15 protein-coding genes are annotated in these 16,172 nt (G+C 46.9%); 13 read left to right on the forward strand and 2 right to left on the reverse strand.

From position 1 onward, the window contains the following. Positions 1 to 231 precede the first annotated feature (231 nt). The 10 genes from RIG68_RS15765 to RIG68_RS15810 all read left to right on the forward strand — a co-directional run bounded on the left by RIG68_RS15765 (position 232) and on the right by RIG68_RS15810 (position 8,047). A complete protein-coding gene (locus tag RIG68_RS15765; protein WP_350124168.1) occupies positions 232 to 882 on the forward strand; it encodes a hypothetical protein in 651 nt (216 codons plus the stop codon). Between the two features lie 190 nt (positions 883 to 1,072). After that, positions 1,073 to 1,717, forward strand: coding sequence for a tetratricopeptide repeat protein (locus RIG68_RS15770; RefSeq protein ID WP_350124171.1), 645 nt, complete (start codon positions 1,073 to 1,075; stop codon positions 1,715 to 1,717). Beyond that, positions 1,687 to 2,172: a hypothetical protein gene (locus tag RIG68_RS15775; protein ID WP_350124174.1), complete on the forward strand. Its 486-nt coding sequence runs from the start codon at positions 1,687 to 1,689 to the stop codon at positions 2,170 to 2,172. The genes RIG68_RS15770 and RIG68_RS15775 overlap by 31 nt, the downstream gene beginning before the upstream one ends. Positions 2,173 to 2,409: 237 nt before the next feature. Continuing rightward, positions 2,410 to 3,102 (forward strand): DUF2071 domain-containing protein, encoded by a 693-nt coding sequence (locus RIG68_RS15780; RefSeq protein ID WP_350124176.1) that lies wholly within the window; start codon positions 2,410 to 2,412, stop codon positions 3,100 to 3,102. A gap of 57 nt (positions 3,103 to 3,159) precedes the next feature. Further along, positions 3,160 to 3,525, forward strand: coding sequence for a DUF2200 domain-containing protein (locus tag RIG68_RS15785; protein WP_350124179.1), 366 nt, complete (start codon positions 3,160 to 3,162; stop codon positions 3,523 to 3,525). A gap of 359 nt (positions 3,526 to 3,884) precedes the next feature. Further along, the gene (locus RIG68_RS15790) at positions 3,885 to 4,235 is read left to right on the forward strand and encodes a putative quinol monooxygenase (RefSeq protein ID WP_350124182.1); all 351 of its coding nucleotides are present in this window, start codon (positions 3,885 to 3,887) and stop codon (positions 4,233 to 4,235) included. Between the two features lie 452 nt (positions 4,236 to 4,687). After that, positions 4,688 to 5,464: a hypothetical protein gene (locus RIG68_RS15795; protein WP_350124185.1), complete on the forward strand. Its 777-nt coding sequence runs from the start codon at positions 4,688 to 4,690 to the stop codon at positions 5,462 to 5,464. A 2-nt stretch (positions 5,465 to 5,466) separates the two neighbouring features. Beyond that, positions 5,467 to 6,501 carry a S41 family peptidase gene (locus RIG68_RS15800; RefSeq protein WP_350124188.1) on the forward strand — a complete coding sequence of 345 codons (1,035 nt, stop codon included), beginning with the start codon at positions 5,467 to 5,469 and terminating at the stop codon, positions 6,499 to 6,501. 152 nt (positions 6,502 to 6,653) lie between these two features. Continuing rightward, on the forward strand, positions 6,654 to 7,469 hold the full coding sequence (locus RIG68_RS15805; RefSeq protein ID WP_350124190.1) for an AraC family transcriptional regulator: 816 nt from the start codon (positions 6,654 to 6,656) through the stop codon (positions 7,467 to 7,469). A gap of 80 nt (positions 7,470 to 7,549) precedes the next feature. Further along, a complete protein-coding gene (locus RIG68_RS15810; RefSeq protein WP_350124192.1) occupies positions 7,550 to 8,047 on the forward strand; it encodes a VOC family protein in 498 nt (165 codons plus the stop codon). 5 nt (positions 8,048 to 8,052) lie between these two features. Here RIG68_RS15810 and RIG68_RS15815 read toward each other — a convergent pair whose 3' ends face one another. Further along, a complete protein-coding gene (locus RIG68_RS15815; protein WP_350124195.1) occupies positions 8,053 to 8,481 on the reverse strand; it encodes an OmpA family protein in 429 nt (142 codons plus the stop codon). Positions 8,482 to 9,125: 644 nt separating this feature from the next. Here RIG68_RS15815 and RIG68_RS15820 point away from each other — a divergent pair. The 3 genes from RIG68_RS15820 (at position 9,126) to RIG68_RS15830 (ending at position 15,236) form a co-directional block, all read left to right on the forward strand. Further along, the gene (locus RIG68_RS15820; protein WP_350124198.1) at positions 9,126 to 11,738 is read left to right on the forward strand and encodes a M14 family metallopeptidase; all 2,613 of its coding nucleotides are present in this window, start codon (positions 9,126 to 9,128) and stop codon (positions 11,736 to 11,738) included. Between the two features lie 386 nt (positions 11,739 to 12,124). Continuing rightward, the gene (locus RIG68_RS15825) at positions 12,125 to 14,518 is read left to right on the forward strand and encodes an ABC transporter permease (protein ID WP_350124201.1); all 2,394 of its coding nucleotides are present in this window, start codon (positions 12,125 to 12,127) and stop codon (positions 14,516 to 14,518) included. A 322-nt stretch (positions 14,519 to 14,840) separates the two neighbouring features. Then, positions 14,841 to 15,236 (forward strand): tellurite resistance TerB family protein, encoded by a 396-nt coding sequence (locus RIG68_RS15830; protein ID WP_350124204.1) that lies wholly within the window; start codon positions 14,841 to 14,843, stop codon positions 15,234 to 15,236. Here the strand turns inward: RIG68_RS15830 and RIG68_RS15835 are convergent. Next, entirely contained in the window at positions 15,233 to 16,093 is an 861-nt protein-coding gene (locus RIG68_RS15835) for an alpha/beta hydrolase (RefSeq protein ID WP_350124207.1), read from the reverse strand. The genes RIG68_RS15830 and RIG68_RS15835 overlap by 4 nt on opposite strands. Positions 16,094 to 16,172 lie beyond the last annotated feature (79 nt).

Below are 16,172 nucleotides of genomic sequence, written 5' to 3' on the forward strand. Positions count from 1 at the left end.
TGCATGGGGGCTCAGAGGTAAGGAAGCGACGGCAGGCTTGGATTGTCCGCCACAAAGTATAAATTTATCAGTTGAGTGGCTAAGTGCTAGCGGGAACTGAACTGCATTAAAAACCCCCACGCACGATAGCTAGTCGTTAGGCATAATAAAATGGGTATCGGACAAAGGCTTCTTGCGACAGTATTTCCCCCGTACAGACACAAGCTTGATCGAGTGGAAAATCAAAAGCTGTTGAGCAGTATATTCAATGCGTTGCCAGCGCCCTACCAATTTCTGGCTGATCAAGAAAGACAAACCAAGACTTTCTATCTATCTGACCATCCAGGAGCTCCAGGCTTCAAATTCGTATCACTATCTTACCCTGGCGACAGTCTCAAACTATTCATAGATAAGACCAAGAATTTCAAGCTTTCGGGCATCTTATTGTTCTCCAATTTGACCAAGCACTTTGAGGCCGTTGATGTGCTAATTCATAACGGACTCATCGAAGGGCTTCGAATATCTAACAGTGATTACAGGGCTGACGAATTTGACTTTAATCAAATCAATGTGGATCGTCTAACCGAGTCAGAATTTGCATTTCAACCAAGTGAGGCGGATTTGGTCTTTAATTCGCTAGATAAAAAGAATCAGATACGAATTGACCAGCAATCATTCATGGACATACAAGTGGGCAACAGAACCTACTATACGATTTATGACTTGGAAGACGGCAACTATCTCGGCATTGACAAGAAGCAGAACGTCTACTCATTGGTTCATGACGCAACTCCTGCATCCAAGCTCATGAACTGTTCTCTGGATGAAATATTAACAACGATTCTTTCCGGTGAATTCGACGCCTCTAAGCATCTTGCCGACCGATATAAAAAGCGCCGATAAAATATGCCTAACACGCCGCTAACAATGAATGGCGGCTTCATCGGTTTTCAATCATCTGTTGGTTTGGATTGTCCGCCACAAAGTATAAATTTATCAGCGGCGTGGCTAACTGCCAGTGGAGACGGAAGTGCATAACATTCCACCACTCATGTTAGCTAGTCGTTAGCAGTAATTTTAGAAAGACCCTACAATGACAGATTGGTACAGACGAAAAACTTGGACTAAAACAGACGAAGAAGAATACTTCGCCAAACTTGGACGTGCAAGAAAGGACGGACGTGCCCAATATCTAAGAGTACAAGCCATAGAACTTATTGAGACGAAGGACAAAAATCTATTGTCAGTTGCAGAGACACTTTTAAATAAAATCCTGACGGACTATCCCGACAACCGAATAGAAAAAAGCCAAACATATAATTCATTAGGCGAAATATATAAGTTGAGAGAAGATAACGAAACCGCATTAAAACATTTTCAGAAATCGCTTGACTATGAAAAAGAATTTCCAAATGTAATAACGACAGCATATTTGAATTTTTCTGAAACAGTTGTTCGTGCAGAAAAAACGGAATTATATGACAAAGTTGAGTGCCTGCTGACAGAAAAAATAAATGAAGACAGTTTAAAGTTTCCAATTCAAAACTACATTATGTATTCTGTAATGACAGTAATTTCCGAGTTTAAGGGTGACGATGTGCAAGCAAAAATCTATGCAGACCTTGCAGACAGGGATGCCACGACACAGACTAATTCGCTTTGGAACCCACAAAAGAAAAAAATTGGAATTGTAAAAGATAGAATAAAATGGTTGGACAAGCTCGTAGGACGGAAATAGAAACTACTGCTAACATCGGCGTTGTGCGTCATGTCTCTAAGACAATGAAACCAAACTATAAAGACTTAGGATTTTCGACTACAATGGGACCCAGACTTAGGACATTGGTTGAGACACATTTAATTAATGACCTTCGACACTATGGATTAGAAAAACAGAACTTGAAGTTTGACTGGTCGGAAAGTTGTATCGAGGGACATGATACAGCATATTTAGACGGACAACTTGAAAACTATTCTGGTATTTCAATATTTGACAATGATGAAAGACTAATTGCGGACGGTTGGATGGAGTTCATTCATCGTGGACAATTTTTTCTGGCATATTGGAAATTTGTAACGATTTGGGACAAGGAAAAGAAGGTGTTTGAAAAAAAGGAACGAGGAGCACCTGGACATATTTTGCAACAGATTCCGGACGACATAAAAACTGAAGCTGAAAGAAGAGCAGGTTAGTCTGCACGAACGCACTCCTTGCTAGTCTGAGCAGCTGTTGTCAGTTCGAAATTACTGCTGATTGTTGGTGCGAGCCCGACTGGGGAAGCTGTGACTCGTTTCATACCCAGCAGGTAGTTGTTAAATGCTTAAAATATAATGGGAGTGGGCCCCCGGGCTTGCGTTACTTAATTGTTGTGGGTAATATATCTGCAGATGCGAATACCAAGGATCAAAGGAATAATCGAGCGAAGGATTTTGATCAACTACCAGGTTGACCCGGAAGTATTGGCCAGTTACCTGCCGAAGCCTTTCAAACCAAAGCTCGTCAACGGAAAAGGCATCGCCGGAATCTGCCTGATAAGATTAAAAGAAATAAGGCCGAAAGGACTTCCCAGACAAATTGGCATTTCCTCCGAGAATGGGGCTCATAGAATTGCTGTCGAATGGACGGAAAATGGTGTGAAAAGGCAAGGCGTCTATATTCCAAGACGAGACACTTCTTCTCGGCTTAACTCACTTGCGGGCGGAACGGTTTTTCCAGGTGTCCATCATTTAGCCGAATTTACGGTTAACGAATCCGGTGGGCGCTATGAAGTGTCATTTATTAGTGATGACATGACCTCGTTATCCATTCGAGCGACTGAAACCACTGATTGGAATACCGAAAGCGTCTTTGATAACCTCGATTGCGTATCAAACTTTTTCGAACAGGGTGCGGTCGGATTTTCTCCCGAACAAGATAAGAGCAGCTTCGATGGACTTGAACTTAAGGCATACAATTGGAAAGTTTCTCTTTTAGAGGTTGAAAACGTTCAATCGAGCTTTTTTCATAATCACGACATATTCCCAGAAGGGTCGGTAAAATTTGACAACGCTTTACTAATGAAGGATATCGAACATGAGTGGATCGGACTGGATAGAATTAAAGCCCCCAGTCCGAGCAGTTAAGATCAAACAACCACTGAAGGGTAGGGAGCTTTAACTTTAATCTTAAAATCATAACCTATGACTACTACACCCGAGCACGATGCGAAATTTGTAAAGATGACTTTCTCATCGGTATATCCGCATTATGTGACAAAAGTCGAAAGCAAGGGGAGGACCAAAGCAGAATTGCATGAGGTGATCCGGTGGCTGACGGGGTTTGATGACAAGACGCTGCAAGGGCTGATTGATGAGAAAGTAACTTTTGACACCTTCTTTAAGAGGGCAAAGTTGCACCCCAATGCTCACCTGATTACCGGAATGATTTGCGGCTATCGGATAGAAGACATCGAAACTCCGCTGACAAAACAAGCGAGATACCTGGACAAGCTGGTAGACGAACTGGCAAAAGGCAGGAAGATGGAGAAGATTTTGCGGCAAGCGTAAAACAAAGCCCCCGCCCCGGGCAGTTGAGACCGAATAGCCAGTGAAGGGCGGTGCGAGACTCTGTCCAGTCCTGAACCCGGACGGAGTCTCACATCTTTGATGTTTAAGTACATTCGGTAGTGGCTACATGTTTGAATAGCACTCAGTCCGAGTCCCAGTTTCCCCAGTCGGGCTTCCACCCCGGGAAAGTTTTCTTTGGGATTAGGGATAATTTGATAATTATTGTAATGAAAAAAACACGCACTGGAGGGTGTTCTTCAGATGTTTGTGGGCAATCGGCGAATGAGCAAATCGAGATGATAATTAAAATGACTGCTATGAAATTACGAAACGGACGACTTTTAATTTTGACGATTATTATGATGACATTAACGTTGCAGAATTCCATTGCTCAGAACGAGACGACTTATATGCGAATTGCTAAAATTACGGTCGACAGCGTCAAATTGAACGACTATTTAATTGCGTTAAAGACACAGATGCAATCTGCCTTGAAATATGAGAAAGGTGTATTGGCATATTCTGCAGTACAAGACAAGAACAATCCCAACAAGATTACTATTCTGGAGACGTATGCAAGTGTTCCAGCGTATGAATCACATATTCAGACTGACCACTTTAACAAGTATAAGACGACCGTTGCTGACATGGTTAAGGAGCTTGAGTTAACTGACGTGATTCCAATTTCGATTAAGACAAAACAGAAGTAAGTAACATTGTTGACCAGGAGAACCAGCAGCCTCCGCTGCTCCGAGCAGCCAATCTCGAAAACGCTGGTGAGGGCTTACGCAGCTAGTCCGAGCAACCAACCTCGAAATTAGCACTGAATGCTGGTGCGAGACTGTGGCTCGTATCAATAACACCCACAGTGAGGCTCCCCCTTGGGTCATGTCCCTCGAACCAACAATATGCACTTCTTTGGTAACAACCCACACAGGAAGTAGCTCGTGAAGACACGAGCCACGGCGGTGGTGTGGACACGAGCCACGGCGGCGGTATGGACACAAGCCTTGGCGGTGTGGTCGGACGAATAGAAGCCCAGGTAGTGGAGAGTGCTGGCGACATCGTTTTTTTTGCGATGAATCAGGTGGTACCTTGAAGGCGGTTAACGGGGTGAACCAGCCAAACGTTGTTGAGCCGGTTGTTAGGGCAATAGAAACCAATGAATAAGTACACAGTCGCTTTTTTAGCACTTCTTTTTTTTCTGAAAAATGCACACGGGCAGCACCTGAAGGAGGCGTCGATAAACCAAGTGGGCGTTGGTGTTGGCTATCAGCACAGCTACCTGAAAGACGATAATTTTTCTCCCTTGAATCAGGCAGGCGGCGGTTTGGCTGCTTCGGTCAGGTATCAGAGAATCTCAAAAAATGTTTTTGGGGTGAGTCTCCAATTCAGTTCGGGCAATATTCATTCAGGCCCTTCCAGCGGGTTTACCACCTCATTTATCAATGCCAACCTGGATCTGGAATTCCTTTTTAAGCTAACACCTGATGAGAACGCCTTTCAGTTTTTTCTGGGGCCAGCCTACAACACAAGGGTGCTCTATCTCGACTGGTACGATTTGGAGGCGTTCAGCTATGTGGCTACCCACGGCGTTGGCATCAAGGGGATGGTTTCAAAGCACATAAAGGAGAGGCATTTGCTTCAGGCCACGCTTTCACTTCCTGTTTTTCAGTTTTTGGCAAGGCCACCCTACAATGGCATCGATGAATTTATTATAGAAAATCAGGACAGCCCTGCCAACATAATTTTCAGTGGCACACCGTCTTCATTGAATGATTTTTTTGCTTTAGGGTTTTGTGTCGATTATAAATACAAGTTCACTGAGCGGGTAGCCTGGCACACCAATTACAGCCTGTACATGCAAACAGTAGTGGCAACTAACCGTTTCAAAAGCCTGTCGAATACGGTAACAACCGGCGTTGCCGTCAATTTCTAACCATGAAAAAACGAGCCTTCCTGTCCATCATTTCCTTTTTGACGGTCGCTTGTGAGACGGCGTTTCTGGGTGAGGAGGAGGAAAACAATAACACCAATGTTTTTGAGATCTTCTGGAACGACCTGGACAAGCACTACAGCCTGTTCACGGTAAGAAATATTGATTGGGATATGCTGTACCAAGCCTACCGCCCGCAAGTCAACGACGACCTGTCGGAAGACGAATTGTGGACGATGATGTCCAACCTTGTTGAGCACTTGGACGACAGCCACACCACACTTTACGATGGTGATAAAAGATACAAGTCGGGGTATGCGCTAAACGAGCAGTCAATAGCCGGGTTTGATGCCGACCTGATCACTTCAAAATATGTGGAGGGTGCCACTCAGGTGACTACCGAAGGCGAGCTCTATTTTGGAAAAGTGAAAGGCAAAGAGATAGGTTATATTTATCTGGGGTCGATGAATGGCAACAACCCGGGGGTGATTGATGAGGTGCTGCAAAAGCTGGATAGCTACCAGGCCATTATTTTGGATGTCCGGCAAAATACGGGCGGCGATGACCGGTACTCGGCAAGAATTGCTCAGGCTTTTGCTGATGGTAAGCATTTGATCTACACTGTGCAAACCAGGAATGGGCCTGGGCATGATGATTTTGATGAAAAGAAACTGTACTACACCCGGAACGACAATGCAAACCCTTACACAAGGCCGGTTGTTGTGTTGACTGACCGAAGAACGATAAGTGCGGGGGAGATTTTCCTGTTACACATGAAGTCGTTTGCCCATGTTACCCAAATTGGGGACACCACCGCCGGTGATTTTTCCACAGTAAGCAATATGCGGTTTCTGCCCAATGGATGGACTTATGTTTATTCCATTCAAAAATTTTTGCTGCCAAATGGCACTAGCCTCGATGGCGTAGGGCATGTGCCGGCTGTTTATATAAAAAACACAGCATCGGACATTGACGCTTCGGTTGACAGCGTGCTGGAAGGCGCATTTGACTACCTGTATTCAGCCCACGGAATAGAGTGAAGGGAGCGTTTTTTTTGGGGCTGGCCAACGCACATGGGCAATGCCGGACCAAGGTTTTATACTTTTGACTCGGAGAGTGTTTGCACGGCAGCTCAGGTCACCACTTTTTTTTACGATGATGCAGGTGCTAAATTGACACAAACTAGCCGCCAATGAATTACCAGACATTTCAGCCGCATCCCGATTTAGCCTCTCTTGTTAGCTGCTATTGGACACTGGAAGTGCCGGCGGCAGCTGAGACACAAAAGCAAAGGATTGTGCCCGACGGCTGTATTGAAATGGCATTTATTCTTGGTGATGACATAAAGCGATACACCACAGGCGGCGATTTTATCCTGCAGCCCCGTGCCATGGTGCTTGGCCAAACCCTTGAGCCTTTCTATATAGAACCAACGGGGCATGTCGATACATTTGCCGTTCGTTTTTACCCCTATGGTTTCTCCAATTTCATATCCACGCCTATTAAGGCCCTGGCCAATAAAGAAACGCCAATAGCATCGTTGTTTGGAGAAAGGCCAGCGAAGGAGCTGGCACAAAAGATAGTGGAGGCAGCAGACAGCACCGAACGAATAGCCATCGTAGAAAGCTTTCTCTTTGATAAGTTAAACAGCAAAGCCACTATTGACAGTATTGTTAAAACCACCATTGATGCCCTCTTGTCGACAAAGGGCAGTGCTGCAATCAACACCATTCTCAAGGAAGATTTATCAAAAAGACGACAGCTCGAAAGAAAGTTTCTGAAGCAGATTGGTATTAGCCCCAAGCAGCTGGGCAAAGTGATTCGGCTGCAAACCGCTCTGAAACTGCTGCTCAGCGAAGAGGCTGAAAACCTGACCAGCATAGCCTATGAAAGCGAATACTACGACCAGGCGCATTTTATCAAAGACTTTAAGGAGTTTACAGGCACCAACCCAAAGGAGTTTTTAGGCAACGAAAGCATGGCCCTTTCCTCGCTGTTCTACAAATAGACAGCCGGGGTGTCGCATTTTTACAATTTTCACCATCGACGACAGCCCAACTTTGCTCTGTCAAATTAAACAGAGCGAAAATGAAAAGAACCCTACTGCACGTTACCACCGCCATGCTTGCCATCAGTTGTATGGCTTGCAACAGCCAATCTACATCTGATTCACAAACACAAAAGGTTGATTCAACCTACAACCAAACCACCATTGATATGAAAAGCTTTATCTCCATTTTTGAAATTCCAGCAACAGATCTATCAAGGGCGGTCGATTTTTATCAGACGATTTTTAGTATCCAAATTGAGAAAATGGACATGCCTGGCATGCAAATGGGCATATGGCCGTACGAAGGACAAATGGTTACCGGCGTTATCGTGCAGGGTGAAGGGTTCCAGCCTTCGGCCGATGGAGTAACCATCTACCTGAATGGTGGAGACGATCTTCAAATTGTTCTAGACAAGGTGGAGGGCAATGGAGGAAAGATATTGGTTGGCAAAACACTGCATGCCGACGAAAGCGGATACTTCGCCATGTTTCTTGATTCGGAGGGGAACAGGCTGGGTTTGCATTCTCCGAACTGAGCGGGTTAAAAAACAATCGGCCAGAAGATGATATCCACCCGGCGGTTAAGCAGCTTGCCTTCCCATTTTTTGTTGTCGAAGTAGGGATTTTCCTGCCCGAAGGCCTTGATGGAGATGTTTTCCAGGGGAATGTCCATGATGATGAGCTTTTGCAGGGCGGCCTGGCTGCGCATTTCCGAGAGCCATTTGTTGTAGAGCTGCCCGCCGATATTGTCGGTGTGGCTGTAGATGCTGATCTGGTAAAGCTCAATATTGGGGATAGTGTCGAGCAGTTGGAGGAGCTCCTGGGTTTGCTGTTCGTCTACATAGTAGCTACCGCCGCCAAAGAAGATGCTTTTCTGAATCAGGCCGGTGGGTGGGGCGGGCGCAGGCGTGTCCTGGGCTGAGGCAGCCACACAAAAGAAGACGAAGCCGATGAGCAGAAAACAGCGCATGTTGATAAATATACGAGGAAAAGTGTTTTGTTGATGCCATTTGCGGCGAGGTAAATAGTTTATGGTGGGTTTATGGAACCGCTGGAGTCGGTAAAACGCAACGCTGTTCCACAGGTTTCCAACCTGTTTTTTTCTCTTGGGTTAGAAACCCGTCTTACAGCCGACCTACTTAGAGGCAACGGCTGTCAGCGAAGTGCAGGGCTGTTCCATAGGTTTCAAACCTGTTTCTTTTATCTCGGGTTAGAAACCCGCCTTACAGCCGACTGATTTAGGGGCAACGGCCGTTAGCGAAGTGCAGGGCTGTTCCATAGGTTTCCAACCTGTTTTTCCCGGGTTAGAAACCCGCAGTACAGCTGATTGATTTCCAAGTAACGCCTGTTAGCAAAGTGCAGCACTGTTCCACAGGTTTCCAACCTGTTTTTTATCTCGGGTTAGAAACCCGATTAATGGTTGCTGGTGTATCGGGTAGTAACTATACAAACACAACCCCCTTCACCAGCCCGTCCACAAAACAAATTACCGGCAAAATTCCCGATATCCTCCGCTGTTCCAATTCTCCCTCCATTCTTTGGATATGAAGCCTGCAGGCTCTTATTTCAGGCACCAGATAAACAGCAATTATTCGTTAACTACTTGATAATCTTATGTATCTAAAAAGAGGATTCCTGGCCCTGCTATCAGCTTTTTGCCTGATGATGGTCAACACAACATTTGCACAAATTCCTACGCCGGAGTCACATTTCGGCTTCCAGGTGGGTGCCGACTACAAACTGTTCAATCACCAGCAGCAGATGGATTACTTCCAAAAGCTGGATGCAGCGTCGGACAGGGTGCTGATGAAGGAGATTGGCAAAACCACGCTCGGCAAACCGATGGTGGTGGTGTTTATTTCGAGTGAAGACAATATCAAAAACCTTGAGAAATACCGAAAAATAAGCGAAGACCTGGCCAGGGTGAGGGTAGATGACGCCACTGCCCGCAAGTACAGCGAAGAAGGCAAGGCAGTCATCTGGATCGATGGCGGCCTGCATGCTACCGAGCGTGCGGGTGCCCAAATGACGCCGGAGCTGGCCTACAGGGTGGCTACAGAAGAAACATCGGAGATGAAGAAAATCCGTGAGGAGGTGATCTTCATTTTGATGCCCAGCATGAACCCCGACGGACTGAACATCGTGGAGAGCTGGTACAAAAAGAACCTGGGCACGCCATGGGAAACTACAAACCCGCCGTGGTTGTACCACCACTTTATTGGTCACGACAACAACCGTGACTGGTTCATGAACAACATGCCGGAGAGCTACCATGTGAACGAAGTGCTGTACAACGAGTGGTATCCGCAGATCGTGTACAACCAACACCAGACCTCACCAGGGTGGGCGAGGATTTTCCTTCCTCCTTTTGATAACCCAGTTAACCCCAATATTCACCCCGGCGCTACCACGGGCACCAATTTGGTAGGCACAGCCATGGCCAACCGCTTTGCGCTGGAAAGAAAGCCTGGCGTGATCTCCAACCACACTTTCAGCATGTGGTGGAACGGTGGGATGCGTACTGTGCCCTATTTCCATAATATGATTGGCATTCTGACAGAAACAGGGCATGCCACGCCAACACCCCGTTTCTACGATCCCGATTCTATTCCCAAGTATATCCGTGGCCTGGGTGGCTCCAAGCCTACCGATGGCACGCACATTTTCTATTCTGATCCCTGGAAAGGTGGAGAGTCGCATTTCAGAGACGCCGTGGACTATATGATTACGGGCTCACTGGCCGTGCTTGACCTTGCCGCCGACCGCAAGGAACACTACCTGTACAATATCTACAGCATGGGCAAAGACGCCATCGAAGCTAAACTCTTAGAAAATAGCTTTGCCTACGTGATCCCTGCTGAGCAGTTCGATAAAGGGGAGGCTCGCAACCTGGTGAATATTTTGCGCCAGGGTGGCGTGGAAATGCACAAGGCGACGAAGTCGTTTATGGCGAATGGAAAGCAATACGCCGCTGGCTCTTATATTGCCTACTCAGCACAGGCATTCCGCCCTTACCTGGTCGATTTGATGGAGAAGCAAAGCTATCCTGATCTTCGAATCAGTCCGGGCGGCCCTCCAATTCCCCCTTATGACCTGGCAGGCTGGACATTGCCTATGCAAATGGGCGTGACGGTGGACAAGGTAATGGAGAAGTTCACTGCCAGTACTGAGGAAATAAAGACAAGAGAGCCTGTCACAGCTGGTAAGGTATCGGGCAAATCTGGATTTGGCTACAGCCTGACCACCAACGAAAACTCGGCGATAAAGGCGGTTAACTTCCTTTTGGCCAAGGGCGAAAAGGTAAGCCGCCTGGCTGCGAAGCAGGGCGACATGGCTGCTGGTACTTTTGTTGTTGAAAAAGGCGGCTCTACTGATGCCAACGTTTCAGAAGCGTCAAAGACGTACGGTGTAGATTTCGCTGGTGTTGCCGCCAAGCCTTCGGGCACGCTGAAAGCCATCAAGCTACCGAAAGTGGGCCTTTACAAAACATGGCAAGCCAATATGGACGAGGGCTGGACCCGCTGGTTGCTGCAGGACTACGGCTTCCCACTCGACACACTGCACGACAATGATGTGCGCACCAAAGACCTTTCGCAGTACGATGCCATCATCATTCCTGATCAACGCCCTGATGGTATCCTCAACGGTTATTCGTTTGGTTTTATGCCTCCGGAGTACACAGGCGGCATGGGCATCGATGGGCTTACTGCGATCAAGAACTACGTAGCCAACGGTGGCCAGCTGATCACCTTCGACGAGGCTAGTGATTTTGCTGTAGACCAGTTTGGGTTGTCGTTGCGCAGCACCACGAACGGGCTGTCGCCAAACACCTTCTTTATCCCCGGCTCACTCATTAGAACGAACGTGGATACCAATCACAGCCTGGCGTATGGCGTGCAAGCCGAAGTGGCAGCGTCATTTAACCAGAGCCGGGCTTACAGCAGGGTAGTGAAGGAAAATGAGGGAGAAGGAGGAAAAGAACCGTCGGTGAAAGAAGCACCTGAGCCCCCGCTTGAGATTGTGGCTACTTATGCCAAAGACAAGCTGCTGATGAGTGGCTGGGCCATGGGGCAGGACAAGTATATTGGTTCTAAGGCAGCGGTGATCAAAGCTGGGTATGGCAGCGGCAGCATAGTGCTGTTTGCTTTCCGTCCGCAGTTCAGAGGCCAGCCCAGGGCTACTTATAAGCTGATCTTCAATGCTATTTATGAAGGCACGATGGAGTAGGAGATGAATGATAAAGTCGGGTAAAAAAAAACACCAAACACCCAAGTGAACGTCATTGCGAAGCTGCCTCTATACTTATCACTTATCAATTGTGTCGACAATTTCGTGGGCAGCTGTGGCAATCTTGTTCATCTCGGGGCGTGAATTCTAACGACCAAGATTGATTCGGCGCTATACAACTCTCGCACAAAATCAATGAATTGACGAGCTTCTCGCAATGACGGTAAGTTTTGATTCTCGCACCTTCAAGCATATCCCCGAACCGATCTTTAACGAGATAGTTCGGGGATTTCCTGTTTTTAACACTCTTTAACGCTTTTTAACTGGTCATTAACTTTCACCGACTACATTGTTGATTACTTTCGAGGCAACTAATCGAACTGCCAATGACCACTTTTTTACGCACTGCCTTCAGGGTTTTCAAAAAAGATAAAGCCTTCACCTTCATCAATATTCTGGGCCTGACGCTCGGCATCATGTCGGCTATCATCATTTTTCTGGTGGTGAAGCAGGAAATGAGCTATGAAAAGTTTCATGTCAACCTCGATAGGATTTACAGGATCAATAGTCAAACCAGCCAAAAGGGTGGCTTTTCTTTTTTAACAGCTACACCCGGGCCGCTGGGGGAGGCGCTCGAAGCCGAAGTGCCAGGTGTGGAAGAAAGCGCCTGCACCTACTATCGGCGGGCGGGTAACTTTGTGGTAGAAGCCGATGGGCAAAAGCGGGAGTTTACTGAGGCGGAAGGAGTGGCACTTTTGGGACCTTCCTTTTTTAAGATGTTCAGCTTTGAGGTGCTCTCAGGGGATGTAAATGACCTCAACCTGCCCGACAAGGTGTTTCTTGCGGAGACGATTGCTAAAAAGTTTTTCGCCATCAGCGATCCATTAGAAGCTGTAGGCCAAACGCTGAGAATGGACAACGACTTCACGCTTTCGGTGGCGGGAATTCTGAAAGACTTTCCGGCGAATACGGATTTTCCCTTTACCATTGTGGTGTCACCCGAAACACTCAAAGACCAGATAGATTTCAGCTCATGGAATAGACTCGATAATTCCATGAACACGTATTTCATGCTGGCAGAGCAGGCAGATACCACAGGGTTTCAGTCGCAGATCGACACTCTGATAGCAAAAAATGCGGGTTCTTTCTTTGCCAGGTTCTTCAATTTCGAGCTCCAGCCTTTGAGCCAGGTGCATTTCGATAATCATTTTAGCAACTACAACTCAAGGACGATCTCCGGCACTACCATCACTGGCATGATGGTGCTGGGGGCCTTTTTGCTGCTCACCGCCTGCATCAACTTTATCAACCTGGCCACAGCCAATGCGATGAAAAGAGGCAAAGAAGTAGGCATCAAGAAAGTGCTCGGCAGCTCTTCGGGTGACCTGATAGGGCAGTTTCTTGGCGAGACTACTTTGCTGGCGCTCATTTCTCTTGCGCTGTCAATTCCACTGGCTTATCTGTTGAAGCCGTATGTAGAAGACCTTATCGGGTTTCCGTTTCACTTTAGTTTGTTTAACGATCCTATGGCGCTCGGTTTTCTGGCGCTTCTGCTTGTGGCAGTAGTGTTGATTTCAGGTCTGTATCCTTCATTGGTCATGGCAAGGTTTCGCCCTTCGCAAGTTATCAGAAGCGGGTTGACCGGGAAAGCAGGCAAAGGGAGCTTGTTACGAAAAATACTTGTCGTGTTCCAGTTTTTGATCTCGCAGGTGCTGATCATCGGCCTTTTTGTGATTTTTTCTCAGATGGATTACTTCATCAACAAGGACCTGGGCTTTGCCAAAGAAGGCGTTATCAATATTCAGTTTCCAAATGGAAAACAGGGTAAAGGTGCAGCCTTTAAAGGTGCTGTACAGAACGTTAGTGGGGTGGAAATGGTGACGTTGCAGAACGCCAGCCCCAGCTCGAGAAGTCGCTGGGTGAGTACCTATTCTTTCGAGGGTTCATCGGAGGACACACCATATTCTGCAGAGCTGAAATTCGGTGATAAAGATTATATCGACATGTACCAGCTCACCTTTCTGGCAGGAAGGGGCTTTCTTAGAGACGATACCGTTACCGAAATTGTCGCTAACCGGAAGATGATCGAAGAAATGGGGTTTGCCAGCCCTGAAGAGGCGCTGAACGCTAAAGTGCTCCTTGGTGAATCAGGCGTGCCGATTGTGGGTGTAGTAGAGAACTATCACACCAACGGGCTGAGAGAGCCTATGAAAGCAGGCTACATCTCCGCCAATCCGGAGTCTTTTGTGGAAGTTGGGATTAAGCTCAATATGTCGCAAGCAAAAGAGTCGCTGGCCGGCATAGAGACAATTTGGAATGATATGTTTCCGAACGAACCCTTCAAGTATCAGTTTCTGGACGAAACGATCAGGAGCTTTTACGAGGCTGAGCAACGACTGGCGAAAGTGATTGGTGTTTTTACTGGCATCGCCATTTTTATCGGGTGTCTGGGACTTTATGGCCTGATATCGTTTGTTACCAACCAGCGTATGAAGGAGATCGGCATCAGGAAAGTGCTTGGAGCGGGTGTGTTTAACATCTTCTATATTATTTCAAGAGAGTTTGTAGTGCTGGTGGTTGTTGCTTTTGTGGCCGCTGCTCCCATAGCGTTTCACTACACCTCAGAGTGGTTGGATGGTTTTGAGTATAGGGTGGAAGTACAGCCGCTTTTGTATGTAGGGGCGATTGTCTTGAGCCTGGTGATTGCGCTTGCTTCAGTGACATTTAAGGCGCTTTCGGCGGCAAAAATTAATCCAGTGGATACGCTGAGAACTGAGTAGCGAGGGATAACCACACCCTGCCGGTCATTGCGAATCACTGCTCTGTATATTATTTGTGTCAGGAATGGTCGGGTGATGTGGCCATCTGTCTGTTAGAATTCCGCTCCGGAACTAGCAGATTGCCACGCTCGCTTGAGAAATGCTCAAATAGATTGGCTTTCATTTACTCCCTTCCGCCGAAAGTCGGACAGGCTGCAATAACCGGTAAGTTAGGGTTTGCGTTGATAAAACATGAAGTCAATGCCACCCAATGCAGTTAAATACCATCTTCCCTTCAATTTGATTTTTTTGCCTATCTTTAAATAAATCATTCCCTGGTTGCATGGATTACGTATTAAGAAAGCAGATCAGTCTGCTGATTGAACTCGCCCTATCTGACAATAAATTCGACCTTAGCGAAAAAGCTTACCTGATGAAGTTTGCTTCCAGTCGTGGGGCCAAGAACTCTGAAATTGCCCGTATGATCAACAATCCAACACCTACTGGCTCACTGGAAATGCTGAATTGGATGCAGAAAATAGAACTGATGGTGAGTTGTGGCAAGGTGGTGGTAGCCGATGGAGTTGTTGAGCCAGAAGAGCAAACTTTTATGTACGAGGTAGCCAAAAAGATGGGTTTCAAAAAGGACGTGGTCGATTACCTGCTGAAAAATGTGGATAGCTTGCCAGAGAAGGAGCTCAAAGAGGGCTTCCTTGAATTTGCCGGACAGCCAGGCTAGGCAAGCTGTTGCCGAACCCAGTTGGCAACGAGACCAAGCACCTTTTCCCGGTCCACATCATAGTGTGTTTCGTGTTTAGAGGTTTTCCACTCCTGAAATGTGACGTAGCCCGGAGCCTTTGAGGCAAACTCCTTCGTAGCATCCATACTGGTTATTTCGTCCTGACCGCCGTGAAATGCCAGCACGGGAATATTGAGTTCGCCAGCCTTTCCAATGGCCTTTTCCCCTGCTTCTATTAAGCTCAATGAAAGCTGAGAAGTAATCCGGCTATGTATGAGGGGGTCGCTTTTGTATTTCTCAACTTCTGCTGCTATCGATGAGATTCCGTTGGGATCCAGCCCACTGGACGCACTGAAGGATGGCCAGATATTGCGCATGATTTTCGCTAACTTCATTAGCAGTGGTGGAGGGGCCATGGCCAGCCTTAAAAAAGGCGAGGAAAGAATAGCTCCCTGTAGTTCAAGGGTTTTTTTTGAAGTGAGAAAATTGACGACCATGTTGCCTCCCATGCTATGTCCGTAGAGAAACATGGGTGTTTCTATGAACTCCACCCTGGCCGACTTCATCAGGTCTTCCACATCTTCCAGCAGCAGGTCGTAGGACGTAGTATGGCCTTTTTTCCCTTCGGAATAACCATGACCACGAAGATCCATACCGAACACAGCCATGCCTTGTTGTGTAAAAAACTCTGCAACATGCTGGTACCTGCCTATGTGTTCTCCATGCCCGTGCACAAGGCAGATCAAAGCTGATGGCTCCATGTCGGGCAACCAGGAGCGACCCTTTAGGTTGAGCCCGTCCCTGGAGATTATGTCGTAAGATTCCTCGGTCATGTAGCCACTTCTGTATTTAGCCATTTATAACTGCCGTGAAGATACGTCTGACTATCTTTTTTTTATTACTTTGATGCAAAAGTTTACCCTAATACACCCGAAT

Source organism: Imperialibacter sp., assembly GCF_040222385.1.
GTDB lineage: Bacteria > Bacteroidota > Bacteroidia > Cytophagales > Cyclobacteriaceae > Imperialibacter.

Coding starts and splice junctions, on each gene's coding strand:
- RIG68_RS15785 (WP_350124179.1), top strand. CDS start 3,160: ATGACTACTACACCCGAGCACGATGCGAAATTTGTAAAGATGACTTTC.
- RIG68_RS15795 (WP_350124185.1), top strand. CDS start 4,688: ATGAATAAGTACACAGTCGCTTTTTTAGCACTTCTTTTTTTTCTGAAA.
- RIG68_RS15820 (WP_350124198.1), top strand. CDS start 9,126: ATGTATCTAAAAAGAGGATTCCTGGCCCTGCTATCAGCTTTTTGCCTG.
- RIG68_RS15825 (WP_350124201.1), top strand. CDS start 12,125: ATGACCACTTTTTTACGCACTGCCTTCAGGGTTTTCAAAAAAGATAAA.
- RIG68_RS15815 (WP_350124195.1), bottom strand. CDS start 8,481: ATGCGCTGTTTTCTGCTCATCGGCTTCGTCTTCTTTTGTGTGGCTGCC.
- RIG68_RS15770 (WP_350124171.1), top strand. CDS start 1,073: ATGACAGATTGGTACAGACGAAAAACTTGGACTAAAACAGACGAAGAA.
- RIG68_RS15800 (WP_350124188.1), top strand. CDS start 5,467: ATGAAAAAACGAGCCTTCCTGTCCATCATTTCCTTTTTGACGGTCGCT.
- RIG68_RS15810 (WP_350124192.1), top strand. CDS start 7,550: ATGAAAAGAACCCTACTGCACGTTACCACCGCCATGCTTGCCATCAGT.
- RIG68_RS15830 (WP_350124204.1), top strand. CDS start 14,841: ATGGATTACGTATTAAGAAAGCAGATCAGTCTGCTGATTGAACTCGCC.
- RIG68_RS15775 (WP_350124174.1), top strand. CDS start 1,687: ATGGTTGGACAAGCTCGTAGGACGGAAATAGAAACTACTGCTAACATC.
- RIG68_RS15790 (WP_350124182.1), top strand. CDS start 3,885: ATGATGACATTAACGTTGCAGAATTCCATTGCTCAGAACGAGACGACT.
- RIG68_RS15835 (WP_350124207.1), bottom strand. CDS start 16,093: ATGGCTAAATACAGAAGTGGCTACATGACCGAGGAATCTTACGACATA.
- RIG68_RS15805 (WP_350124190.1), top strand. CDS start 6,654: ATGAATTACCAGACATTTCAGCCGCATCCCGATTTAGCCTCTCTTGTT.